General features: G+C 50.7%; 20 protein-coding genes, 1 tRNA gene, 1 CRISPR repeat array and 1 other annotated feature. Of the genes, 20 read left to right on the top strand and 1 reads right to left on the bottom strand.

What is annotated here, in order from left to right; translation table 11 throughout:
• The first annotated feature begins 3 nt into the window (after positions 1-3).
• The 8 genes from cas5c to HMPREF0721_RS07140 all read left to right on the top strand — a co-directional run bounded on the left by cas5c (position 4) and on the right by HMPREF0721_RS07140 (position 15,413).
• A complete protein-coding gene (gene cas5c / locus HMPREF0721_RS07170; protein WP_006599003.1) occupies positions 4-738 on the top strand; it encodes a type I-C CRISPR-associated protein Cas5c in 735 nt (244 codons plus the stop codon).
• Complete coding sequence (gene cas8c / locus HMPREF0721_RS07165; RefSeq protein ID WP_006599002.1) at positions 732-2,534, top strand: type I-C CRISPR-associated protein Cas8c/Csd1; 1,803 nt, start codon at positions 732-734, stop codon at positions 2,532-2,534. The genes cas5c and cas8c overlap by 7 nt, the downstream gene beginning before the upstream one ends.
• A 30-nt stretch (positions 2,535-2,564) precedes the next feature.
• Entirely contained in the window at positions 2,565-3,428 is an 864-nt protein-coding gene (gene cas7c, locus HMPREF0721_RS07160; protein ID WP_006599001.1) for a type I-C CRISPR-associated protein Cas7/Csd2, read from the top strand.
• 4 nt (positions 3,429-3,432) lie between these two features.
• Positions 3,433-4,095 (top strand): CRISPR-associated protein Cas4, encoded by a 663-nt coding sequence (gene cas4 / locus HMPREF0721_RS07155; RefSeq protein WP_006599000.1) that lies wholly within the window; start codon positions 3,433-3,435, stop codon positions 4,093-4,095.
• The gene (cas1c, locus tag HMPREF0721_RS07150) at positions 4,092-5,114 is read left to right on the top strand and encodes a type I-C CRISPR-associated endonuclease Cas1c (RefSeq protein ID WP_006598999.1); all 1,023 of its coding nucleotides are present in this window, start codon (positions 4,092-4,094) and stop codon (positions 5,112-5,114) included. The genes cas4 and cas1c overlap by 4 nt, the downstream gene beginning before the upstream one ends.
• Positions 5,115-5,146: 32 nt before the next feature.
• Positions 5,147-5,437 (top strand): CRISPR-associated endonuclease Cas2, encoded by a 291-nt coding sequence (gene cas2 / locus HMPREF0721_RS07145; RefSeq protein ID WP_040640375.1) that lies wholly within the window; start codon positions 5,147-5,149, stop codon positions 5,435-5,437.
• Positions 5,438-5,584: 147 nt separating this feature from the next.
• Positions 5,585-14,279: direct repeats of the CRISPR family, unit length 33 nt; unit sequence GTCACGCCTCGCAAGAGGCGTGTGAGTAGAAAT.
• Between the two features lie 27 nt (positions 14,280-14,306).
• Positions 14,307-14,543, top strand: coding sequence for an SDR family oxidoreductase (locus HMPREF0721_RS11860; RefSeq protein WP_207635242.1), 237 nt, complete (start codon positions 14,307-14,309; stop codon positions 14,541-14,543).
• 222 nt (positions 14,544-14,765) lie between these two features.
• On the top strand, positions 14,766-15,413 hold the full coding sequence (locus HMPREF0721_RS07140; protein WP_006598996.1) for a class I SAM-dependent methyltransferase: 648 nt from the start codon (positions 14,766-14,768) through the stop codon (positions 15,411-15,413).
• A gap of 64 nt (positions 15,414-15,477) precedes the next feature.
• On the opposite strand, the gene HMPREF0721_RS07135 is transcribed toward HMPREF0721_RS07140, so the two are convergent.
• Positions 15,478-15,554: transfer RNA gene (locus tag HMPREF0721_RS07135), tRNA-Arg, on the bottom strand.
• A gap of 162 nt (positions 15,555-15,716) precedes the next feature.
• On the opposite strand from HMPREF0721_RS07135, the gene HMPREF0721_RS07130 reads away from it, so the two are divergent.
• From HMPREF0721_RS07130 to proS, 12 genes are all read left to right on the top strand, one after another.
• Complete coding sequence (locus HMPREF0721_RS07130) at positions 15,717-16,655, top strand: NAD(P)-dependent oxidoreductase (protein ID WP_006598995.1); 939 nt, start codon at positions 15,717-15,719, stop codon at positions 16,653-16,655.
• A gap of 5 nt (positions 16,656-16,660) precedes the next feature.
• On the top strand, positions 16,661-16,849 hold the full coding sequence (locus tag HMPREF0721_RS07125; protein ID WP_006598994.1) for a hypothetical protein: 189 nt from the start codon (positions 16,661-16,663) through the stop codon (positions 16,847-16,849).
• A 47-nt stretch (positions 16,850-16,896) separates the two neighbouring features.
• On the top strand, positions 16,897-17,415 hold the full coding sequence (locus HMPREF0721_RS07120; protein WP_006598993.1) for a GNAT family N-acetyltransferase: 519 nt from the start codon (positions 16,897-16,899) through the stop codon (positions 17,413-17,415).
• 191 nt (positions 17,416-17,606) lie between these two features.
• The gene (rpmG, locus tag HMPREF0721_RS07115; RefSeq protein ID WP_006598992.1) at positions 17,607-17,756 is read left to right on the top strand and encodes a 50S ribosomal protein L33; all 150 of its coding nucleotides are present in this window, start codon (positions 17,607-17,609) and stop codon (positions 17,754-17,756) included.
• Positions 17,757-17,770: 14 nt separating this feature from the next.
• Positions 17,771-18,286: a preprotein translocase subunit SecE gene (gene secE, locus HMPREF0721_RS07110; protein WP_006598991.1), complete on the top strand. Its 516-nt coding sequence runs from the start codon at positions 17,771-17,773 to the stop codon at positions 18,284-18,286.
• Between the two features lie 27 nt (positions 18,287-18,313).
• Complete coding sequence (gene nusG / locus HMPREF0721_RS07105; RefSeq protein ID WP_006598990.1) at positions 18,314-18,853, top strand: transcription termination/antitermination protein NusG; 540 nt, start codon at positions 18,314-18,316, stop codon at positions 18,851-18,853.
• Between the two features lie 186 nt (positions 18,854-19,039).
• Positions 19,040-19,465: a 50S ribosomal protein L11 gene (rplK, locus tag HMPREF0721_RS07100; RefSeq protein ID WP_006598988.1), complete on the top strand. Its 426-nt coding sequence runs from the start codon at positions 19,040-19,042 to the stop codon at positions 19,463-19,465.
• Positions 19,466-19,558: 93 nt separating this feature from the next.
• Positions 19,559-20,248: a 50S ribosomal protein L1 gene (gene rplA / locus HMPREF0721_RS07095; protein ID WP_006598987.1), complete on the top strand. Its 690-nt coding sequence runs from the start codon at positions 19,559-19,561 to the stop codon at positions 20,246-20,248.
• A gap of 53 nt (positions 20,249-20,301) precedes the next feature.
• Positions 20,302-20,438: a sequence feature (ribosomal protein L10 leader region), on the top strand.
• 72 nt (positions 20,439-20,510) lie between these two features.
• A complete protein-coding gene (gene rplJ / locus HMPREF0721_RS07090; RefSeq protein WP_006598986.1) occupies positions 20,511-21,041 on the top strand; it encodes a 50S ribosomal protein L10 in 531 nt (176 codons plus the stop codon).
• 48 nt (positions 21,042-21,089) lie between these two features.
• Positions 21,090-21,467: a 50S ribosomal protein L7/L12 gene (gene rplL / locus HMPREF0721_RS07085; RefSeq protein WP_006598985.1), complete on the top strand. Its 378-nt coding sequence runs from the start codon at positions 21,090-21,092 to the stop codon at positions 21,465-21,467.
• A 171-nt stretch (positions 21,468-21,638) separates the two neighbouring features.
• A complete protein-coding gene (locus HMPREF0721_RS07080; protein ID WP_006598984.1) occupies positions 21,639-22,994 on the top strand; it encodes an ATP-dependent nuclease in 1,356 nt (451 codons plus the stop codon).
• 77 nt (positions 22,995-23,071) lie between these two features.
• The gene (gene proS / locus HMPREF0721_RS07075; RefSeq protein ID WP_006598983.1) at positions 23,072-24,520 is read left to right on the top strand and encodes a proline--tRNA ligase; all 1,449 of its coding nucleotides are present in this window, start codon (positions 23,072-23,074) and stop codon (positions 24,518-24,520) included.
• Positions 24,521-24,653 lie beyond the last annotated feature (133 nt).

Below are 24,653 nucleotides of genomic sequence, written 5' to 3'. Positions count from 1 at the left end.
AAGATGGGTTATGGTTTTAAAGTGATGATTTCAGGAGATTATGCGTGTTTTACGCGGCCGGAATTCAAAGTTGAACGCGTATCCTACGACGTGCCGACACCCGGCGCATTGGAGGGGCTGTTAAAATCGATCTATTGGAAGCCAGCCATTCGGTATGTGATTGATCAGATTGTGGTGTTTTCACCGATCAAGTTTGTGAATATCCGCCGAAACGAAGTGAAGGATAAAATTTCTCAGACGAAAATGAAGCAGCAGATGAACGGCCAGCCCGAAGTCAATCCTTGCATCTACACAACGGAATCGATCAGTCAGCGGGCATCGATGGTCCTCAAGGATGTGTGTTATGGCGTGGCCTTTCACTTTGAGTTGACAGGGATTCGCTGTGAACGGGAGAATAAAGAAGGCAATCCGGCGGCGAAACATCAGGCAGAAATTGCCCGGCGTCTCGATCGCGGTCAGTTTTTTAGAACCCCGTGCTTGGGCTGCAGCGAATTCCCGGCCTCGCGCATTGAACGGGTGCAGGCCTTTGATTTGGAACAAATTGATTCGTCTTTGGCCGGCGATAACGATCTGGGCTTTATGACGTATAAGGTGGCTTTTAAGGACGAGGGCCGCCCGAGAAAGGGCGAATGGCGCAAAGACCAATTTTCAGATGCCGCAGAAACAATTTATTACCGGCCGCATCTGATTGACGGGGTGATCGATGTGGCAAAATACAGAGGAGAGCAGCGATGTTAATCAATGCGTTATGCGACTATTATCAATTACTCATCCAAGCGGGGAAATTGCCAAAACCGGGATATACGGAAATTGAGATTACCCACACGATTTGTTTGACGCCGGATGGCAAGATTGATCGGATTATCGATAATCGGCGGGAGGAAGTTATTGCGAATAGCAAGAGAAAGCGTGCTATTATTCCCGGAAGATCATTTCCCGATATGCCGACGGCGTCTGCTGTTAAAGCCATTATTTTGGATTATCGGCCCGTCTATATCTTTGGATTGTTCTACGATAAAGCGAAAGGGCAATTCACCTCGAGACCACAAAAGAAAAACGGCAAAATCTCGGACAAAGAACAAAAATCTCATGATGCGTTTGTCAAGATGAATCTCGACATTATTGACGGATTGGATTCGCCAGTGATTAATGCTTATCGTGCGTTTCTTCAAAGCTGGCAACCCGAAGTGGAAATTCAAAATCCGGCACTTTTGGGCATCGCAAAAGAATTTAATCAATCGCGTTTTGATTTTTGTCTTGCCGACGATCCGATTCACACGCTGCAAAAGGATCCGCTGATGATTGCAAAATGGGAACAAATGCGCCAAGCACCAAAGGCGAATACGATGATGGGCAAAGATGCCGTTGATGGCGAGGAGCAGGTGCTGGCGAGAATCCATGACAAAATCAAGCACATTGCCGGAGGTCAAATGTCCGGAACGGTTTTGGTCGGTTTTAATAATGCTTCGGAAGAGTCTTATGGCAACAAGCAGTCCTTTAACAGCGGCATCGGCGAGCGCACCATGAAACGCTACACGGCGGCATTGAATTATTTGACGGCAAATTCAAATCACAAAATAACCATCGGTGAAACATCTGTTTTATTTTGGGCGATGACAGACGACGACCGCCCGGTGGATCTGATGACGCTTTTGATCAACGCTGAGGCGGCACACATGAGCCCGGAGGCAGCAGACGCCCTGATAGGTCAGTTGTTTTCCGATTTGCGGGAAGGAGCTGTTTCCGGCGAAAGGCTCAGCCGCAATGCGGGAATCGATCCGAGCATTCTGTTTTACATCGCTGGCATCAAGCCGAACGCCAGCCGGCTGTCGATCAAATTTATGGAGCGGCAAGCCACCGGGCAGATGTTGGCGCATGTGGCAAAGCATCAGGCAGATCTTCAAATCGGGCCTGAAAGGCAATTGATTCCATTATGGCGAATTGCCCGGTCCATGGTTCCAGAAAAGAGCTCACAGGCTCAGCCGTCGCCGGCTTTGGTCGCAAAACTTTTTGATGCGATCGTCAAAGGAACACCTTATCCGGAAAATCTTTTAGCAACGATGATTCGGCGGGTAAAGACAGAGCGGCAAGTGAGTCATACGCGGGCAGCGATGATCAAAGCCTGCATTAATCGGCGGATGCGGATGAATAACGAGAAGAATGAGGAGGTACTTCAAGTGGCATTAGATACGACCAACAGCAGTCCGGCTTATGTCTGCGGCAGATTTTTTGCGGTATTAGAAAAAATTCAGCAAGATGCCAGCGGCGGCAAACTCAACCGCACCATCAAAGATGCGTATTTTGCATCGGCATCTTCAAACCCTGCGATGGTTTTTCCAAAATTGATTAAGTTGAGTCAAAGTCACTTGAAAAAGCTTGGCGAGGGTTCACGCGTTTATTATCAGCGGTTAATGACAGAAATTATCGCGCTGATCAGCGGCGAATTTCCCAAGACACAAAGCCTGCAGGACCAGGGGAAATTTATGATTGGTTATTATCATCAGAACGCTAAATTGTATGAAAAGCGGCAATAGATTTTTAAGAACACAAAGGAGAGAAGAACAATGGCTTTAAAACATCGCTATGACTTTATGATGATTTTTGATGTGGAAAACGGTAACCCTAATGGGGACCCGGACGCTGGTAACAGTCCGCGGGTCGATGCAGAAACCAATATTGGTTTTATCACCGATGTTTGTTTGAAGCGCAAGATCCGGAATTATGTGGATGTCGTGAAGGAAGGCGAAGCACACTATAATATTTTGGTTAAACCGGACAAGGCGCTCAATACCCGTTTTACGGAGGCATATGAGGCGCTGGGATTGGAAACCGGGAAAAAGGAAAAGAGCAAGACGGCACCGGACGTGCTGAAAGCTCGGGATTATATGTGTGAGCATTATTTTGATGTACGCGCGTTCGGCGCGGTGATGTCAACGGGGGACAACCCCTGCGGGATTGTCCGGGGGCCGGTTCAAATCAGTTTTGCAAAAAGTCTGTCGCCGGTTCAGGTGATGGATTTGACCATCACGCGGCAGGCCAGAACCGATGAAACCAAACTTCAGGAATCCGGCGGCGGTGAAATGGGCAATAAGAGCATCATTCCCTATGGTCTTTATATGGCGCAGGGACATATTTCTGCTGCGCTGGCAAATAAGGTGACAGATCTTTCCGAAGCGGACGTTGCATTGCTTTGGGAGGCACTGATAAATATGTTTGAACTTGATCACAGTGCAGCGCGCGGGGAGATGCGCATGCGGCGTTTAATTGTATTCGAACATGACTCAGTGTTGGGCAATGCGCCGTCATGGCAGCTTTTTGATAAAGTAACCATCGAAAAAAATACCGATCAGCCACCGAGAAAGTTTTCGGATTATACCATCACCATAGACGAAACGATGCCGGAAGGGGTCCACATGACCATCTATTAAACCGATGAATGAGGAAAGTATCTCAATTCGATCACTGCAGCACTATTTATATTGTCCGCACCGTTGGGGGCTTTTGGAAATTGATAAAGTCTGGTCGGAAAATTATTATGTGACCAGGGCCAATTTGATTCACCAGCGAGTGCATGATGCCAAGAGCGGCTATACGGCAAAAAATAAACATGTGTTCACATCGGTGCCCTTGTATCATGATGGCTGGGGAATTTATGGTTATGCTGATTGTTTGGAAACTTCTGCTTCTGCTAAAAGTCTTGAGGATTTGATCGGAAAACCGATGACCATTGTGGAATACAAACCGCATCAGCCGAAGGACAAGAATTATCATCCCGAGGACATGATGCAGGTGTTCGCGCAAAAGGTTTGCGTGGATGCGATTTTTAAAACGGATTGCGATGCGGTGATTTATTATGCGGACAGCAAGCGACGCGTTCTATTGCCGATTCGGGAGCACTATGATGCGTATAAACAAAAAATGCAGGAGATTCTTACAGCGATCCGCAGACATTTGACAACGGGAGATATTCCGCCGATTCGCGATAAACAATTTTGCGGCGGGTGTTCGATTAAGGACATTTGCCTGCCGGGTACGCGCAAGCGGCTCTGGGATCTTCGGCGGGAGATTCATCAATTGGCTGAGGAGGAAACATGAGAAAATTACTCAATACCTTGTATGTCACCAATGAACAGGCCTATCTTGAACTGGATGGCGGCAATATCGTTTGCCGCATCGAGGGCAAACAAGTGTTTCGTGTTCCCTTTGACAATATCGAAGCGATTGTGTCTTTTGCTTATGTCGGTTGTTCTCCGGCTTTAATGGGGGCTTGCGTATCGCGAAAAATTCCCATCAGTTTTATTTCTCCGCGAGGGAAATTTCAAGCCAAACTATCGGGAGAGACGAAGGGCAACGTCTTTCTTAGAGTAGCGCAAATCGATTGCTTCCGCGTGCAGTCGCTGATGCTTGCTCAACATACGATGGCGGCTAAATTTGCCAATTCCATCAAAGTCATTAAACGGACCCAGCATGATAATGCGCGCCTGCGGCAATCAGAGGCGCTGCAAAAAGCCGTGGCCGTTTTAAAAGAAGGGATTGATTCGGCCTATGCGGCAAACAGTGCAGAGATGTTGCTGGGCGTGGAGGGCAATTGCGCTCGAGCGTATTTTTCGGTTTTTGGGCAACTGATTATCAACAAAACCGTTCCGTTTGTGTTTCAATATCGAAATAAGCGCCCGCCATTGGATCCAATCAACGCATTGTTGTCTTTTGTTTATACCTTGGCGACGACAGAATATGCGGCGGCATTAGAATCGGTCGGACTTGACAGTGCGATTGGCTATTATCATACATTGCGAAGCGGAAGGGCATCATTAGCTTGTGATTTGGTGGAAGAGGCACGATGCATTGTTGAGAGATTTGTGCTAACCATAGTAAATTTGAAAATTGTCGGAGAAAAAGATTTCGAACGGCAAATTTCCGGAGCTGTTTGGCTCAATGAGGATGGACGAAAAAAAGTTTTGACGAAGTGGCAGGAAAAGAAACGAACCACCATGCAGCATCCTTTCTTAAAGCAGAAAATCCAATTTGGCCTGCTGCCCTATGTTCAGGCGAACTTATTGGCAAAATATATTCGCGGTGATTTGAAAGATTATCCTTGCTTTTTGGCAAAATAGTCAACGGATTAATAAAAGAAAGGGTGATGGTGATGATGGTTTTAATTAGTTATGATGTGGCAACGGCGGATACCAGTGGTAAAACACGCTTGCGCAAGGTAGCAAAAACCTGTCAGGATCATGCACAGCGTGTGCAAAATTCTGTATTTGAAGCGGATTTGGACTATTCGACATTTATGAAATTGAAAGATCAGCTTATTCGGCTCATTGATCAGGAACAGGATAGTTTGAGATTTTATTATCTGGGCAATCATTGGCAAAAGCGGGTAGAACATATTGGCGCAAAAGCGACATATGATCCGGAAGGCGTGATGATTGTTTAACAGGCGAACCCCCGATGATGAGAAAATAGCGGAATGTTCGCCGACTTTTAAGTTCCAAAAATCTAATATTCGGCCACGAATTGAAGCAATTAAAAACAAAAAAACAATATATAGCAATATATAGCTAAAGAATCACAATATGTTGCCGTCACGCCTCGCAAGAGGCGTGTGAGTAGAAATCCAGCCGATTCGCCGGGCCCGCGCTAAGCATTCGGGTCACGCCTCGCAAGAGGCGTGTGAGTAGAAATGCGCGTCACAGGCTTGCTCTTTCGGTGCCGCAAGTCACGCCTCGCAAGAGGCGTGTGAGTAGAAATTTTTTTAATCACGCGCGACGATCACCATCGCTCGCGTCACGCCTCGCAAGAGGCGTGTGAGTAGAAATCTGAATCCTGCCATCTGAACTGCATCCCGTACCCCGTCACGCCTCGCAAGAGGCGTGTGAGTAGAAATTTCTTGACCGTACTCTTGTTCGCCGTCCCAGAAAGTCACGCCTCGCAAGAGGCGTGTGAGTAGAAATGTTGTCCGCGTTGCCTTGAGCCAGATCGACTGCGGTCACGCCTCGCAAGAGGCGTGTGAGTAGAAATAAAGTACCACTAACGCCGGCAGCGGTTTTCCGGGTCACGCCTCGCAAGAGGCGTGTGAGTAGAAATTTCTGGAGGCGGTGGTATCGAGATCATCCACGGGTCACGCCTCGCAAGAGGCGTGTGAGTAGAAATGAAATTGCTGACGGCGGCACGTTCACGATGGGCAACGTCACGCCTCGCAAGAGGCGTGTGAGTAGAAATTCCAGTACTGCCACTGCCTGCTGCGCATAATCTGTCACGCCTCGCAAGAGGCGTGTGAGTAGAAATCGCTCCACGGCGTTGCGGATACTGTTCCCCAGGTCACGCCTCGCAAGAGGCGTGTGAGTAGAAATTTTCGCGGGCGGAAAAGGCGTGTGCTTTGGGGCCGTCACGCCTCGCAAGAGGCGTGTGAGTAGAAATTGCAACGTGTACCGACAGTTCTTGTCCGGCAATCGTCACGCCTCGCAAGAGGCGTGTGAGTAGAAATCACTTTGGCGTGTCGATCACGCGACTTGATAAGCATGTCACGCCTCGCAAGAGGCGTGTGAGTAGAAATACGTCGGTTCTGGACGGGTCGAACGATCTGGCCGTCACGCCTCGCAAGAGGCGTGTGAGTAGAAATAGGTTTTGCTCATCCTGACTACGGTAAGGGCAACGGGTCACGCCTCGCAAGAGGCGTGTGAGTAGAAATGTGAAAGCTGTCCGTAAACTGGATTGCTTCCCGTGTCACGCCTCGCAAGAGGCGTGTGAGTAGAAATGCCGTAAAGTTCCAGTTCGCTAATAACTGCCTCGGGTCACGCCTCGCAAGAGGCGTGTGAGTAGAAATTTTCTTTCAGTGGCGTTGCGACGGTCGCACCACCGTCACGCCTCGCAAGAGGCGTGTGAGTAGAAATGATTAATTACTTGGCGGACAATGGACCAAAAATAGTCACGCCTCGCAAGAGGCGTGTGAGTAGAAATCTGATTCACAGTTTCCATGTTCGTCCCTCCGTGTCACGCCTCGCAAGAGGCGTGTGAGTAGAAATCTTTCGCGAAACATTCAACCACCTTTCCCATTTGTCACGCCTCGCAAGAGGCGTGTGAGTAGAAATGCATTGGCAATTGTTGTGGATGTGTCCAACATGGTCACGCCTCGCAAGAGGCGTGTGAGTAGAAATTTTTTAAAAAAACAGCAATAAAAAAATCCCACCGTCACGCCTCGCAAGAGGCGTGTGAGTAGAAATTTACCCGCCAGCCCATCCGTCGCCGATTTCCAGTCACGCCTCGCAAGAGGCGTGTGAGTAGAAATGCGGCGTGGGAAGCTATAGTATCCAAAATTGGCAGGTCACGCCTCGCAAGAGGCGTGTGAGTAGAAATGAGGCCGGATTCGCGCATCAAAACCAAATTGGCGTCACGCCTCGCAAGAGGCGTGTGAGTAGAAATGTAATGATTTCAACTTCTTCCATGATACCCCCCCAGTCACGCCTCGCAAGAGGCGTGTGAGTAGAAATGATCGTGAGCATTGTTATTGACGATGGTCGCGGTCACGCCTCGCAAGAGGCGTGTGAGTAGAAATTGGCCAGATTTTGAGTGTACATTCGCCACGTCTGGTCACGCCTCGCAAGAGGCGTGTGAGTAGAAATTCTTTATTTTATATCTATATTATACATGGAGCCAGTCACGCCTCGCAAGAGGCGTGTGAGTAGAAATGTGGACCGTATCGGTGCATTCGTCCTTCCAAAATGTCACGCCTCGCAAGAGGCGTGTGAGTAGAAATTCGTCGGAACTATTTGTCGCAAAAAAAATGATAGTGTCACGCCTCGCAAGAGGCGTGTGAGTAGAAATCGGTTTGACCATACAAATGCACCACGAAGGGCAGTCACGCCTCGCAAGAGGCGTGTGAGTAGAAATTTAATCTCGACTGCCCGAACGGTTTTTTGCTGGTCGTCACGCCTCGCAAGAGGCGTGTGAGTAGAAATTCCGACGATGCCGTCAGCGGATAAGCCTTTCGCGCGTCACGCCTCGCAAGAGGCGTGTGAGTAGAAATGCAGTTGGGAACGCCGTCATAACAGAAATCCACCCGTCACGCCTCGCAAGAGGCGTGTGAGTAGAAATCTTCGCACAGGAAGAAATCTACATGTTCCTTGTGTCACGCCTCGCAAGAGGCGTGTGAGTAGAAATGAGCGCAACTTGCGTCGTCATAAAGTCCGCGAAGTCACGCCTCGCAAGAGGCGTGTGAGTAGAAATTCCAACGATGCCGTCAGCGGATAAGCCTTTCGCGGTCACGCCTCGCAAGAGGCGTGTGAGTAGAAATTAAACTGTTCTAGCGCCGTTTCAAATCCAAATCTGTCACGCCTCGCAAGAGGCGTGTGAGTAGAAATTGCTTGAAGCCTACTCACAAACATTTAAAGATTTGTCACGCCTCGCAAGAGGCGTGTGAGTAGAAATCTTTGACCATGTTGTTGATATGGTCTTTAATCTGGTCACGCCTCGCAAGAGGCGTGTGAGTAGAAATTTTTCGCGTTGTCGTCCATGTAGGTAACATTAGCGTCACGCCTCGCAAGAGGCGTGTGAGTAGAAATGCATACTGGCATAGTCAATGCCGACGGTGCATAGGTCACGCCTCGCAAGAGGCGTGTGAGTAGAAATTAATGAATTTTTTACAATGATGGGCCGAGGCAAGTCACGCCTCGCAAGAGGCGTGTGAGTAGAAATGGAGGTTTGCCTTTGTGGCGCCGTGATCCCAGAAGTCACGCCTCGCAAGAGGCGTGTGAGTAGAAATGAGGTTTGCCGCTGCCTGCGCTGAGATATTCATGTCACGCCTCGCAAGAGGCGTGTGAGTAGAAATCGAATAGCTTTGCGCAAAGCTTCGGCTTTGTTGTCACGCCTCGCAAGAGGCGTGTGAGTAGAAATCATGACTTGCGCGGTATCTCCGGCGCCGGCGGTTGTCACGCCTCGCAAGAGGCGTGTGAGTAGAAATTTACGCGGTCGGCATTGTTTTTAAACAGCGTCTCGGTCACGCCTCGCAAGAGGCGTGTGAGTAGAAATTTCGTTTGAAATAGTTTACATGGGACGGGCAGTAGGTCACGCCTCGCAAGAGGCGTGTGAGTAGAAATTTTATATTCTGCGATTAGATGATTTCGTTCAAGTCACGCCTCGCAAGAGGCGTGTGAGTAGAAATTTTGCTGGTTGCATTCCAAACCAATGGGACCAAGTCACGCCTCGCAAGAGGCGTGTGAGTAGAAATCTTCGCACAGGAAGAAATCAACGTGTTCTTCATGTCACGCCTCGCAAGAGGCGTGTGAGTAGAAATTCTTCGGCCAGAAGAACATGCCCACACGCGATTCGTCACGCCTCGCAAGAGGCGTGTGAGTAGAAATTTGCTTCGATGATGCATCTCGGCATATTCCGCAGGTCACGCCTCGCAAGAGGCGTGTGAGTAGAAATGAACAATGCCGCGCTGCCCGCCCCAGATGCCGCGTCACGCCTCGCAAGAGGCGTGTGAGTAGAAATGACTAAGAACTCTAATGCTTTTCGGTATCCCATGTCACGCCTCGCAAGAGGCGTGTGAGTAGAAATTTTATCCCGCGTCAAATATTCTTCATGCTTCTTCGTCACGCCTCGCAAGAGGCGTGTGAGTAGAAATCTGTTTTTGGGGAAAAACACCGCTTGGCACGCAAGTCACGCCTCGCAAGAGGCGTGTGAGTAGAAATTACATTATCCATGGTCGGCCAGCCTGGTACACGCGTCACGCCTCGCAAGAGGCGTGTGAGTAGAAATTACTTTAGTGTCCATGGCGACGTCAAGGGGGAAAGTCACGCCTCGCAAGAGGCGTGTGAGTAGAAATGAGGAATTATTAGGGCGGCAGCGTCACGATCCGGCTGTCACGCCTCGCAAGAGGCGTGTGAGTAGAAATCTGAGCATCAAAATCCAGATGGCAGTGAGACTGGCGTCACGCCTCGCAAGAGGCGTGTGAGTAGAAATAAAACCGGCCTGCGTCGTGGTGAGCTTTGCGCGGTCACGCCTCGCAAGAGGCGTGTGAGTAGAAATTCTTTGGCCAGCAAAACGTGTCCGCATGCGATGTCACGCCTCGCAAGAGGCGTGTGAGTAGAAATATGGCAAAGGCCGACGCGCCGAGGAGCAGATTGGTCACGCCTCGCAAGAGGCGTGTGAGTAGAAATGCCTCGGTTCGCGTAATTGCCCTCAATGATCTTGTCACGCCTCGCAAGAGGCGTGTGAGTAGAAATCTAACTTTCTGCCACCGTAAAGGTAAACGGCGGCGTCACGCCTCGCAAGAGGCGTGTGAGTAGAAATGCAAAGAGCAGGCTAAAACCATTTTGGAGTTCAAGTCACGCCTCGCAAGAGGCGTGTGAGTAGAAATCGGTGATCGTCGCCATCAGCGCTTTTCCGATTCCCGTCACGCCTCGCAAGAGGCGTGTGAGTAGAAATTACGGGGCGGCATCACTCAACGAGAAGGTAAAGGTCACGCCTCGCAAGAGGCGTGTGAGTAGAAATGCTGAAAACGCCGGTATTGCTTTGGGGCGTGCCCGTCACGCCTCGCAAGAGGCGTGTGAGTAGAAATTTGATGTTTTTGTCATATATTACCTCCAATTTTAGTCACGCCTCGCAAGAGGCGTGTGAGTAGAAATTTATACATTGGAGCGAACAACGCAGGTGATATGGGTCACGCCTCGCAAGAGGCGTGTGAGTAGAAATTAAAAGTGTGGGGCGGGCAACCGCCCCAATTAAGTCACGCCTCGCAAGAGGCGTGTGAGTAGAAATTAAATACAAAAACATGTGTTTTTCGGAAAGTAAGGTCACGCCTCGCAAGAGGCGTGTGAGTAGAAATGATTATTCAATGAATGCATTTGTTAAGAGCCGTGTCACGCCTCGCAAGAGGCGTGTGAGTAGAAATCAAAATCTTGTGACAACATATTTCATTTTGATTGTCACGCCTCGCAAGAGGCGTGTGAGTAGAAATAATCACTTGAATTGGCATGCTGCCAAAAAAATCAGTCACGCCTCGCAAGAGGCGTGTGAGTAGAAATGATTATTCAATGAATGCATTTGTTAAGAGGCGTGTGAGTAGAAATGAAAAGTGTGATTGCATTTACATGCTGGCCGGGTGTCACGCCTCGCAAGAGGCGTGTGAGTAGAAATTTCGCGATTGGGCGGCTGAGTGGTTGAACCTGTGGTCACGCCTCGCAAGAGGCGTGTGAGTAGAAATTCTTACCGATTGCACAGTCGATGGTAGACCTTGGGTCACGCCTCGCAAGAGGCGTGTGAGTAGAAATTCATTTGTAATCACAAAGAATTTCAAGCCCGCTGGTCACGCCTCGCAAGAGGCGTGTGAGTAGAAATGCTGAATGCCCCAGCGGAATGCGTCGAACTGTCCGACGTCACGCCTCGCAAGAGGCGTGTGAGTAGAAATTTCGTCGCTCAAGTCGTAATAACTTGAACACTCGGTCACGCCTCGCAAGAGGCGTGTGAGTAGAAATTGGAATACCGTTGATAATGCCAACACCAAGATACGTCACGCCTCGCAAGAGGCGTGTGAGTAGAAATTTTTATACCAGGATACGCGGAACTTAGGCATGCTGTCACGCCTCGCAAGAGGCGTGTGAGTAGAAATAAGTTTTGACTACAACGCAGAGCGGATCAGTGCATGTCACGCCTCGCAAGAGGCGTGTGAGTAGAAATTTGTCAATAAAGTTTACAGAGACGTTACATTCACGTCACGCCTCGCAAGAGGCGTGTGAGTAGAAATAATCCAGCAAGCACTTGATGCACATCCTCCGGACCGTCACGCCTCGCAAGAGGCGTGTGAGTAGAAATTACAATTCGCAATGAAGAATATAAAAAAATCTTAGTCACGCCTCGCAAGAGGCGTGTGAGTAGAAATTTTCGGTATCTGCGCCGAACTCGCCGTCCGCACGTCACGCCTCGCAAGAGGCGTGTGAGTAGAAATTGCATCGCGAAATTAGAACCGTGGTAAACATAGAGTCACGCCTCGCAAGAGGCGTGTGAGTAGAAATTCGGCCGAGCTGCGGGCAGGCGGCTAAAGTTTTCGTCACGCCTCGCAAGAGGCGTGTGAGTAGAAATTTTTTGGAAAAACAGCAATAAAAAAATCCCACCAGTCACGCCTCGCAAGAGGCGTGTGAGTAGAAATTCATGCTTACCTTCCTGTGCTCCCGAATCCACCAGTCACGCCTCGCAAGAGGCGTGTGAGTAGAAATCATCTTTCGGTACAATCGGTAGTTTTTCGCACGGGTCACGCCTCGCAAGAGGCGTGTGAGTAGAAATTTAAAGCGCTCTTCGCCGTCGAAAGTGGCTATGGTCACGCCTCGCAAGAGGCGTGTGAGTAGAAATTTAAAAACGATGCAATCATATGTGATTCCATCATTGTCACGCCTCGCAAGAGGCGTGTGAGTAGAAATGTGGCTGTTTATACGACGAACGCCAAGACGATAGTCACGCCTCGCAAGAGGCGTGTGAGTAGAAATTTATTACAGAATTTAAATTCAACGCCATATCTTTGTCACGCCTCGCAAGAGGCGTGTGAGTAGAAATTTATTACAGAATTTAAATTCAACGCCATATCTTTGTCACGCCTCGCAAGAGGCGTGTGAGTAGAAATCAATTTTAATTGGCCCCCTTTCGGGGGCCGGCGTGTCACGCCTCGCAAGAGGCGTGTGAGTAGAAATTGCGAAAACTGTCCATAAACTGGATTGCTACCCGGTCACGCCTCGCAAGAGGCGTGTGAGTAGAAATTCTTGATGCCGCTGTCGCCTTTCTCGAAGGTCGCGTCACGCCTCGCAAGAGGCGTGTGAGTAGAAATTCGGCATTCCCTCGATTAATTTTGGAACGCCGTGTCACGCCTCGCAAGAGGCGTGTGAGTAGAAATTCGGCATTCCCTCGATTAATTTTGGAACGCCGTGTCACGCCTCGCAAGAGGCGTGTGAGTAGAAATGCAAGCTTCTTCATCTTCGCCATAAAGCATGGGTCACGCCTCGCAAGAGGCGTGTGAGTAGAAATTGACGCCGGATCTATATAGGGCGCCACGGATAGCGTCACGCCTCGCAAGAGGCGTGTGAGTAGAAATTATTTGAGTTGTGGTCATACAGCGTATAGCCTTGTCACGCCTCGCAAGAGGCGTGTGAGTAGAAATTTCTTCTCTCAACGTTTGACTTTTCGTCATCGGGTCACGCCTCGCAAGAGGCGTGTGAGTAGAAATTTGCGAGAGAGCGGCTGGGTTGGTGGACGCCAAGTCACGCCTCGCAAGAGGCGTGTGAGTAGAAATCAGGCAATCGAGACTGGCACAACGCCCGAGGCGCGTCACGCCTCGCAAGAGGCGTGTGAGTAGAAATAATGCTAATAACACGGTTAATTGCTCCGCCCTGTCACGCCTCGCAAGAGGCGTGTGAGTAGAAATGTCTGCCAACTGCCGCCGGTTAGCGTTGTCGGCGGTCACGCCTCGCAAGAGGCGTGTGAGTAGAAATTATCTTATGTCTATATTATACATGACACCATGTATGTCACGCCTCGCAAGAGGCGTGTGAGTAGAAATGATCAAGACCGATCGAAAGCGATGAAAAAACAAGTCACGCCTCGCAAGAGGCGTGTGAGTAGAAATTTCCAACTCCGCTAACTGATCCGCATTCATTTCAGTCACGCCTCGCAAGAGGCGTGTGAGTAGAAATTTGGTGATGAGGGTGACTGTGATCCCTTTAATCGTCACGCCTCGCAAGAGGCGTGTGAGTAGAAATTAAACGCTGCGTTGAGCTGCGTCTTCGCGTCTGTGTCACGCCTCGCAAGAGGCGTGTGAGTAGAAATCGAAGGGCAAGCGCTAAAAAAGTATGTGGCAGAAGTCACGCCTCGCAAGAGGCGTGTGAGTAGAAATTACGATGAATACATCAACGCGGACGAGGGCAAAGTCACACCTCGCAAGAGGCGTGTGAGTAGAAATTCATATTCTGTTTCGCAATGGGCTTCATCGTTTTGTCACGCCTCGCAAGAGGCGTGTGAGTAGAAATATCGTCAACAATGACAAGCCGATCGCTACTTATGTCACGCCTCGCAAGAGGCGTGTGAGTAGAAATCTGTGTGGTCGGTGACAGTTTCATAAAGGCGTTGTCACGCCTCGCAAGAGGCGTGTGAGTAGAAATCCGGCAGAAAACGCCGGAATTATGGCGCATTTTAAGTCACGCCTCGCAAGAGGCGTGTGAGTAGAAATTGTGAAGAAATTTACAGAGAAAGAATTCCATTTCGTCATGCCTCGCAAGAGGCGTGTGAGTAGAAATGAAAATTGGGGCTTAACATGGGCCTCGGTGACGGCGGTCTGCCCGGGACCGGTGCGCACCGCCTTCTTTAAAACGGCAGAGAAGGTACACCGGCGGGCGGCGTTTAAAAATCGCTTTATGGCCGATCCCGAGAAGGTGGCCGCCAAGGCCTACCGCGACGCGATGGCCGGCCGGGCGGTGTCTGTCTATGGGACGGCGATAAAGTTGCTGCGCCTGATGACGAAGCTGCTGCCGATGCGGCTGTTGGTGTGGATGCAGAAGTGAAAAAAGAGTTTTTGCCGATAGTTTACCCGGAATCATTTGCTGGGAGATCAGTCGATTGCGATTAGGCAAACGCTAAAAGACAACGGAAAAGGCTTGCGATTCAGGAATTCTGTAAAATAAGTAATCCCCCCTTGCAATGCAGTGAGAAACGTGCTATCGTATCAAAAAAAGTTAGCATGGTCTAAATTAAAGCATTGTGATATTTGAAAGGGGGAAGATAACATGGATGCTCGTGCATATAAAACTTTGTCAATCAAAGAGTTTACAAAAGCCGCTGAAATTTATGACAGCGAGAATGCGGGAATTTACGAACTGTGTAAAGACGATTACCTGCCGATTTTAGAGGAACTTGAACAAAAGACATTTCATGATCTTTTGGATGTCGGGTGCGGCACAGCGCCGATGATCGAACGGCTCGTCGAAGCTTATCCGGACAGACATTACACGGGGATCGATCTCACGCCGCGGATGATTGCCGTCGCGCAGAAAAAGGCGTTGCCCAACACACAGTTTGTCGTCGGGGACAGTGAGGACTTGCCCTTTGAGACGGCTTCTTTCGATGCGGTGATTTGTGCCAATAGTTTTCATCATTATCCTAATCCGCAGCGCTTTTTTGACGGGGTTTATCGGGTGCTGCGAGGCGGCGGCCGCCTTATTTTGCGGGATTATACCGCGGCAAGGCCTCTGCTTTGGCTGATAAATCACACGGAGATGCCCCTGGCCAACTTGCTGGGACATGGGGATGTCCGCGCTTATCGGTTGGATCAGGTGGCTGATTTTTGTCGAAAGGCGGGTCTTGAACCTGTCGTGTTGGAAAAGCGCAAGGGCTTTCGGCTGCATTTGGTGGCTGAAAAACCCTCCGAATTATGAGAAAGCTCAAAGAATGGGGAACAGACATTAAAAAAAGCTCCAATCGGAGCTTCTTTTTTGTTTCTGGCGTCCTCGGGCGGATTTGAACCGCCGGCCTACCGCTTAGGAGGCGGTCGCTCTATCCAGCTGAGCTACGGGGACTTAAATTTTTTTTATTTTAGCACAGGCCAAAAACTTTTGCAATGAGAGGGTTTTCTTTTTTGGAATGGCTTTTAATTTAAGGAAAGCTGGGATATAATGGCGAAATATAAATAATGAAAAAATGAAAAATCGGGTGAAAATTGCATTGGCAATAGGGATGCGATGGCCTGGTCAACAAATAAGGAAGTGAATCTGATGAAAATAACATTTATTGGCACCGGTGTAATGGGCGGGGCAATGGCCGGCCATCTGATGGCGGCAGGCCACGATCTGACGGTTTATAATCGGACGAAGGCAAAAGCCGAGGCGCTCATTCGGAAGGGTGCACGCTGGGCCGAAACGGCTGAGGAAGCGGCAGCTGACGCCGAAGTGGTGATCACGATGGTGGGCTTTCCCAAAGATGTCGAGTCGGTTTACTTTGGTGAGGAAGCGCATCCGGGGATCATCGAAGCGGCCCCGGCCGGGGCGCTGCTCATCGATATGACGACCACGAGCCCGAGTTTGTCCGTGCGGATTGCGAAAAAAGCGGCGATGGCCGGTCTTTCGGCGCTCGATGCGCCGGTCTCCGGCGGCGATGTGGGCGCCCGAGCCGGGACGCTGTCCATTATGGTGGGCGGCGATCCGGCGGCGTTTGAAAAGGCGCAGCCCCTTTTGAAGGCCATGGGCAGCCAGGTGATTTATGAAGGCGGTCCGGGCAGCGGCCAGCACACAAAAATGGCCAATCAGATTGCCATTGCCGGCACGGTGGCCGGGGTCTGTGAAGCGGTGAAGTACGGCCAGATGATGGGACTTGACATCGATAAGATGCTGGGCAGCATTGGCGCCGGGGCCGCCGGCAGCTGGCAAATGGCTAACCTTGCCCCTAAGATGGCCGCCGGGGATTACGATCCGGGATTTTATGTGAAGCATATGATCAAGGATTTGACCATTGCCGGCAATGAATCCGACGCGAAAGATATTCATCTGTTGGTGCTTGAAACGGTGCGGACGATGTATAAGGCGCTGCGACGCCGCGGCATGGGCGAATGCGGGACCCAGGCCATCGCCGCTTATTACGATCAGGCGGAAGCGGATGCCGCAGACGATTTGGACGAGGCGTAAGGCCGATGGATCCGCATCGAGGGGGATGGCTGGCGATTGCCCTGCTGATTGCGTTGGCACTCGTTTTGCCGGCCTTGCTTTGGCTCGTCGGGATGGTGCTGTCGCGATGGGTGCCGGTTGCGGTGCCAGTCGGCATTCTGTTTATCGCGACGATCATCATCGCCTGGAAAAACGGCATTGATCGCAAACCCTGAGTGCCAGATGGGCGCCGGATGGGAAAAGACGACAAAGAGGACGGAAAGTGAAAGGGCAGCGTGAGAACACAAAAGTGCGGGTGCGGCTTTTTGAAGAGAAGGACGAACAGCGCATTTTGGATATTTTGAATATGGCGATTGCCGACAGGCGCGTCACCGCCCTTTTAACGCCGGTCACACGAAAAAAGCGCGTGCCCTGGTTTGCCGAACACCGCACGGAGCGCCATCCGATTTTTGTGGCCGAAGTGGACGGCCGTGTGGTCAGCTGGATGGCGGTCACGGCTTATCGCTCCGGCAGGGAGGGGTTTTCCAAGGCCTGCGAGCTGAGCTATTATCTGGACAAGGCTTATCAGCATCAGGGTATCGGTACGGTCTTGATGGATCGGGTAATCACGCGGTGCCGGACGCTGGGCTATAGACATCTGATGTTGATCATCTTTGAAGACAATCTGCCGTCGCTGAGCCTGGCGCGAAAGTTCGGCTTCGAACCCTGGGGCCTTTTTCCCGGCATTGTCGAGATCGACGGGCACACCAAAGACTGCTTTCAGATGGGCCGCGCCATTTAAATGCCGGAACGTGAAAAACCATAAAAAAAACTTGAAAAGGCTGCGGCCGCCTGTTATAATAAAAAAGTAAAGGCGGGCCGCCTTTTTTTATTGCGGGCCGCACACCTCGCAGCGATCGAATGACGCTTTGCGCCATTTGAGCCCGTCAAAGGAAAATAGGCCGGGAAAACCGGGACACAGGAGGTAGAATCGTGAGACAGAAGGTTACATTGGCATGTACCGAATGCAAACAGCGCAATTACGATACGATGAAGAACAAACAGAATAATCCGGATCGTATCGAATTAAAAAAATACTGCCCGTTCTGCAAGAAGCACACCGTGCATAAAGAAACCCGCTAAGCTTCAGTGAACCTGTGCCCGCGGGCACGAAGGGAGAAACATGGCGAAAAAAAAAGAAAAACAGACAGGAACGCCGGGCGGAAGCCGCGAGACAGGCTGAACTGGAACAGAAAGCCAAACGCAAGGAAGCGAAGGCGTTTGCTGCTGAAATGGATGAAGCCCGGGAACGCGCCTCACAAAAAACCAAAATCGAATCGGAAGCCAAAGAAAAGGCGGAACCGTCTAAAATCAAGAAAGCACCGATTAAAGATTCGAAATTTGATGAAAAGGCCGCTGCTCAGAAATCCAAAGAAAAGAAGGCCGCTCAAAAAGCGGCTGCGAAGAAAAACCGCAAGCCTAATGTCTTTCAGCGGATCGTCCTCTTCTTTAAAGAAGTGGTCGTCGAGTTGAAGAAAGTCAACTGGCTGACGACGGACGAATTGGTAAAAAGCACGTCAGTGGTGGCGGGGATCGTGGTGGCTTTCACCCTGCTGACTTGGATTGCAGATACCGGGTTCGGCGCGTTGGCGGCGCTTTTCTTAGGCAAATAACCTCAGCTTTATCAATAAGGAACGCAAATGGAATACGAAAATAATGACAAACCGCAATGGTATGTCGCTCACACTTATTCCGGTTACGAAAATAAAGTGAAGGCCAGCATCGAAGCGACGGTCGAGCATCGAGGCATGGAGGATGTGATCCTTCAGGTGGAAGTGCCGACTCAGGACGTCGTCGAAACGAAAAACGGCAAAAAAGTCATCAAGGAGAAAAAACTCTTTCCCGGCTACGTTATCGTTCAGATGTACATGACAGACGATTCCTGGTATGTTGTTCGAAACACCCGAGGCGTCACCGGATTTGTCGGGCCGGCATCGAAACCCGTTCCGCTTTCACCAGAGGAACTGCGGAAAATGGGAATCAGAAGACAGCAGGTCGAAATTGATCTGGCGGTCGGCGATCAAGTTAAAATTATTGATGGCCCCTTCGAAGGCATGGCCGGCGAAGTGGAGGTTATCAACCTGGAAAAATCCAAAATTAAAGTCAACCTGTCGGTGTTCGGCCGAGAAACGCTGACTGAGCTTGATTTTGATCAGGCAGAAAAGCTCAAGTCCTTATAAAGCATTGGATGGGCACTTGAGAAAACACAATGATTTATTGGCCGTCAGACGGCCTTTAAATAAACACTTAAGGCAAGATATTCTTCAAATCAGGATGCCTTTGGCATCCAAACCTTACCGCCGACGGGCGGCTCAGTTTTAATCGTTTCTGGGCGCAGCCGTCGAGTCTATAGAGGAGGTGTCGCTATGGCGAAAAAAGTTATCGGACTGATTAAATTGCAGATTCCGGCCGGGAAAGCGTCCCCGGCGCCGCCGGTCGGCCCGGCTTTGGGTCAGCACGGTGTCAACATCATGGGTTTTTGTAAGGAATTTAACGCGAAGACAGCCAATGACGCAGGGATGATCATTCCGGTTGTCATCACCGTTTTCCAGGATCATTCCTTCACATTTATCACAAAAACTCCGCCGGCAGCCGTTCTGCTCAAGAAAGCCGCCGGTATTGACAAAGCTTCCGGTGAACCGAATAAGAACAAGGTCGCAACGGTGACCATGGATCAGGTTCGCGAAATCGCTCAGACAAAAATGCCCGACCTCAACGCAGCGGATATTGATTCCGCAGCGCGGATGGTTGCCGGGACCGCGCGTTCCATGGGGATTGTCGTCGAAGAATAAAACCGCGATTATCGGCATTATGCCGAGATCAATTGAATCTGAAGAAGAACCTTAAGTGGGAGGAGATTATCCGTTAAGACCACAGGAGGAAAAATGAAAAAAGGTAAAAAATACCAAGCAAACGTGAAGACTTATGACAAGTCTGAGCTGTTTGATCTGGATGCCGCTGTGGCTCAGGTCAAGAAAATGGCGACCGCTAATTTTGACGAAACCATCGAACTGCACGCCCGGTTGGGGGTTGACTCGCGCCACGCCGATCAGCAGGTTCGCGGCTCCGTCGTGTTGCCCAACGGCACCGGGAATGAAGTGAAAGTTCTGGTTTTGGCCAAAGGCGACAAGCTCAAAGAAGCGGAGGAAGCCGGCGCCGATTATTTTGGTGAAGATGAATACATTCAGCGGATCCAGGAAGAAAACTGGTTCGATTTTGATGTGCTCATCGCCACGCCGGATATGATGGGTAAAGTCGGCCGTTTGGGTCGCGTGCTCGGGCCGAAGGGCCTGATGCCAAATCCGAAATCCGGCACCGTCACCATGGACATTGGCAAAGCGGTTAAAGACACCAAGGCCGGTAAAGTGGAATATCGTCTGGACAAGGCGAATATCATCCACGTGATTGTCGGCAAGGCATCGTTTGGCGAAGAACAGCTGATGCAAAACATCGGCGCTATGCTGGATGCCCTGAAAAAGGCGAAGCCGGCTGCTGCCAAGGGGCAGTATTTCCGCAGTGTTTCCCTGGCGTCGACGATGAGCCCGGGGGTTAAAATCAACACGGCGAGAATCTAATTTCAAGGTTCGACAAAAGGCTTGACATTCCCCAAACGGGATGATAAACTGAACAAGCTTTAATAAGTCATCCATAGACAGCAGGGACAACGGCGAGCGCCGGCGTTCAAATATCCTGCCGAGGGTGTGGCAAGCTTAAGGATTAAGAGGCTTTCTTCACCTATGTGGAGAAAGCCTTATTTTATGCAAAGCAAACGTCACTGACGGAAGTGTAACCTTCTGAATCTGATTTTTGTAAAAATCTAAAAAAGGAGGAATTGCAATGCCCAATCTCGAAGCAAAAAAGGCGATTGTCGCCGAAATCGCCGAAAAGATGAAAAACGCTCAGGGTGCTGTCGTTGTGGACTATCGCGGCTTGAATGTTGCGGAAGTAACAGAGCTGCGCAGCAAGGCTCGCGAACAGGGAGTCGAATATAAGGTCTACAAAAATGCCATGATGCGTTTTGCCGCTCAGGAAGCGGGGCTGGAAGGTTTGTTGCCTTCACTGACAGGCCCGAACGCGATTGCATTTTGTGAAAGTGATGCGGTCGCAACGGCTAAACTGATGGCGGATTTTGCCAAAGATCACGAAAAGCTGGAAATCAAAGCCGGCGTGGTTGAAGGCAAGGTGATCGACGCTGCCGGCGTCGGCCAATTGGCGAAGATGCCGAGCCGCGATGAACTGGTCGCGATGACCTTGAGAGGTTTGAATGCACCGATTGCGGGTCTGGTCAATGTGCTCAACGGAACCATCAAGGGTTTGGTTGTCGCTTTAGGTCAGATTGCCGATCAGAAAAGGGAAGAAGCGGCTTAGTCGCCGCCTGAAACACATGTTATTAAATTAAAATTTGGAGGAATACCAATGAGCGAAAAAGTTGAAAAATTAATTGAAGACGTTAAAGCGCTGTCTGTGATGGAATTATCCGAACTGGTTTCTGCTTTAGAAGAAGAATTCGGCGTTAGCGCTGCCGCTCCGGTGGCGGTTGCTGCTGCGCCGGCTGCTGCCGGCGGCGAAGCGCCTGCTGAAAAGAGCGACTTCGACGTCGTTCTGGCTTCTGTTGGCGATCAGAAGATTAAAGTCATCAAGGTGGTCCGCGAACTGACCGGTCTGGGCCTGAAAGAAGCGAAAGCTTTGGTCGACGGCGCACCGAAGCCCCTCAAGGAAGGCGTGGCCAAAGAAGAAGCCGAAGAAATGAAATCCAAGATCGAAGAAGTCGGCGCGACGGTCGAACTCAAATAATCGGATTAAGATGAAGAAAAAAGCCTGTGCACAGCATGGGCTTTTTTATTGCCCGAAATGAGGCGGAGCGGCCGCCGAGGGCAGAAGATAAATATAAATTAAATAATCGGGGCATACAATAAAAACAATCATGAGGATCTGAAAACCAAAGCAAATGAAAGGAGTTTTTTCGTGTTTATCCGCGCCATCAACTTGATTGAGAATTACCGCAACCTTTCGCATCAAACGCTCACCTTCGACCCGGCGGTTAACTTTTTAATCGGCGAAAACAATATCGGCAAAACCAACGTGCTGGAGCTGCTGCACCATCTGTTGACGGAGGCGCCCTTCGAGGCTAAAGATTTTGAAGACCCTGAAAAACCCTTGTGCGTGCAGATGGAGTTGGCCATCGGCGAAATGGTGTGTCGGATGACGGTGCAGCAGGCCCATGCGGCGGCAGCGGCGAGTTGCACCTGGGAATGCGATGGCGCCATCCAAGCCAAGAAGCCGAAAATCCCGGTGATTTACGATGCGGCGGCGCGGCTGACCAATGCCCGCAGCGATATGGACGGGACGGAAGCCGGGAAGCTTTGGTATGCGGCCCATCTGGAGCGGCGCATCGTGGCCATCGCCAAAAAACAGGCGGCGGCCGTGTGCACAGACGCAACCGGGCAGCGTTGCTTGCCCTTGGTGATGATCTTAGACGAGCCGGAGATTCACCTGCATCCTTACCGACAGCGCCGATTGATCAAGACGTTAGAGGCCATGGTCACCGGCGGCGATGCGGCCTTTCGGGAACGTTTTAAAGCGACGACCGGCATCGACGCGCTGAAGGGACAGATTTTTATCGCCACCCATTCGCCCAGCATTTTGCTGGGAGATTATCATCAGTTTATCCGCATCCATCAGCCGTGCCGTTCGCTGCGGATCGCCGTGGTCTGCGGGGCGGCGCTCAAAATGGATTACCGCCTTTATAAACACATGCTCCACAATTTTATTTATCTGAAAGAGGCGATGTTCAGCCACTGCATCGTCTTTGTGGAGGGAGACACGGAGTTCGGGGCCTTCCCCGTTTTCGCCGAGCGCTACGGGTTGGATATGGATGCCCGCGGGATCGGCCTGGTGAAGCTTGACGGGGCGGACAGCCTGCGCCGGTGCATGCGGCTGTATCAGGCCTTTGATATCCAGACGGTCGCCATTATCGATCGGGATAAGCGGCCGGCCTACCGCAACGAAAAAGATGTCTTCTTTACCGACGGCGATGATTTTGAAGCCGATGTGTACGATCATTTCGAATGGGAAGATTATTGCCGGTGCGCTAAGACGCTGCAGAAGATCGATGCCTTTCTCTTTCATCAGGGGGGCGAAACCCTGACGCCGGCCGAAGGGCGCAAGCGGATGCACCGCATTCGGCCGCGTCAGCTGGAACAGCTTAAAAAATCTAAAAATGCGCTGCGCGGCAGCATCCTGGCGACGGCGGTCACCCGAATTCCGCGCTCTTTTATGCGGGTGCTCGCCTGGCTGGATGCCCAAATTCCCGGGGAATAATAGGATTGAACAATGGCCGGAGTGTGATATAATAAAACGGCAAAAAATAAACGGAGTCTGAAAGGATCGAAAGATTAATGGGAAAAAATAAAGGTAAGCAGGTCGAGGCCATCACGCCCAGAGACGTGGATTTCGCCCGGTGGTACACGGATGTGATTTCCAAGACGGAGATGGTCGATTATGCGCCGGTCAAGGGATTTATGGTCATCCGGCCCTACGGCTATGCCATTTGGGAAAACATCAAAGAAGCCTTTGACCGTCGCTTTAAAGAAACGGGCCACAAGAACATGTATTTCCCGCTGCTCATCCCGGAAAGCATGCTCCAGACCGAAGCCGAACACGTGGAGGGCTTTGCCCCGGAAGTGGCCTGGGTGACCCGGGGCGGCGGCAAAGAGCTGGGCGAACGGCTGGCCATCCGCCCGACGTCGGAGACCATCATCTGCTCGATGTACAGCAAATGGCTCAACTCTTATCGGCAGCTGCCTTTTAAATACAACCAGTGGTGCAATGTGGTCCGCTGGGAAAAAACCACAAGACCTTTTTTAAGAACATCGGAATTCCTCTGGCAGGAAGGGCACACCCTTCACGAAACGGAGGAAGAAGCCAGGGCAGAAACCATGCAGATGCTGAATATTTACCGGGAAGTGACCGAGGACTTCATGGCCATTCCGATGGTGGTGGGCCAAAAGAGCGAGAAGGAAAAGTTCGCCGGCGCCGAAGCCACCTATACGATTGAAGCCTTGATGCACGATGGCCAGGCGCTGCAGTCCGGGACCTCCCATTATCTGGGTCAACACTTCACCAAAGCCTTTGATATCAGTTATCTGAGCCGCGAAAATAAACAGGAAAATCCCTATCACACTTCCTGGGGCGTGTCCACCCGGCTGATCGGCGGGCTGATTATGGTGCACGGGGACGACAACGGGCTGGTGCTGCCGCCGAAGATCGCGCCGATTCAGGTGGTGATCATTCCCGTCGCGGCACATAAGCCTAGGGTGGCGGAGGCCGCCGGGAAACTGACAGATCAATTGGGCAAGGTTTTTAGAGCGGAACTTGACGATTCGGACAATTCGCCCGGATGGAAATTCAACCAGTGGGAAATGAAAGGGGTGCCGATTCGCCTTGAAATTGGACCGAGGGATCTCGAAAGAGGCGAATGTGTGCTGGCGCGCCGGGACACCGGGGAAAAAACGGCCGTCTCGCTGGACGATATTGAAGCCCATGTGGCCGATCTGCTGGTGGCCATCCAGAAAAATCTTTACGATAAAGCTTTAAAGGCGCGGGAAGCCAAGACATCCACAGCAAAGGATATGCAGGAATTTGCCGAACGCCTCAAGGAAAATCCCGGCTTCATCAAAGCGAACTGGTGCGGCGATCCGGCCTGCGAAGACAAAATTCACGACGAAACCGGCGCGACGCTGCGCTGTATTCCCTTTGACGGCGAACAGGAGGTCATCGGCGACGGCACCTGCGTATGCTGTGGTAAGCATGCCGACAAGATGGCTTATTTCGCCAGAGCCTATTAAAACCTTGAGCGTGTCCGATTAAGGGAAAGGCAAAAAAGCGTCGGAAACCGGCGATTTTTCAGAAAGGGCTTGAAAGAAACGCCTGAATTTAATATAATGGCATAAGATTGTAAACCATAAAATAAGGAGATTT

Origin of the sequence: Pseudoramibacter alactolyticus ATCC 23263 (genome assembly GCF_000185505.1) — a bacterium.
GTDB classification, from domain to species: domain Bacteria; phylum Bacillota; class Clostridia; order Eubacteriales; family Eubacteriaceae; genus Pseudoramibacter; species Pseudoramibacter alactolyticus.
The sequence above is the reverse complement of the archived record's forward strand: the minus strand, read 5'-3'. Positions and strand labels throughout refer to the sequence as shown.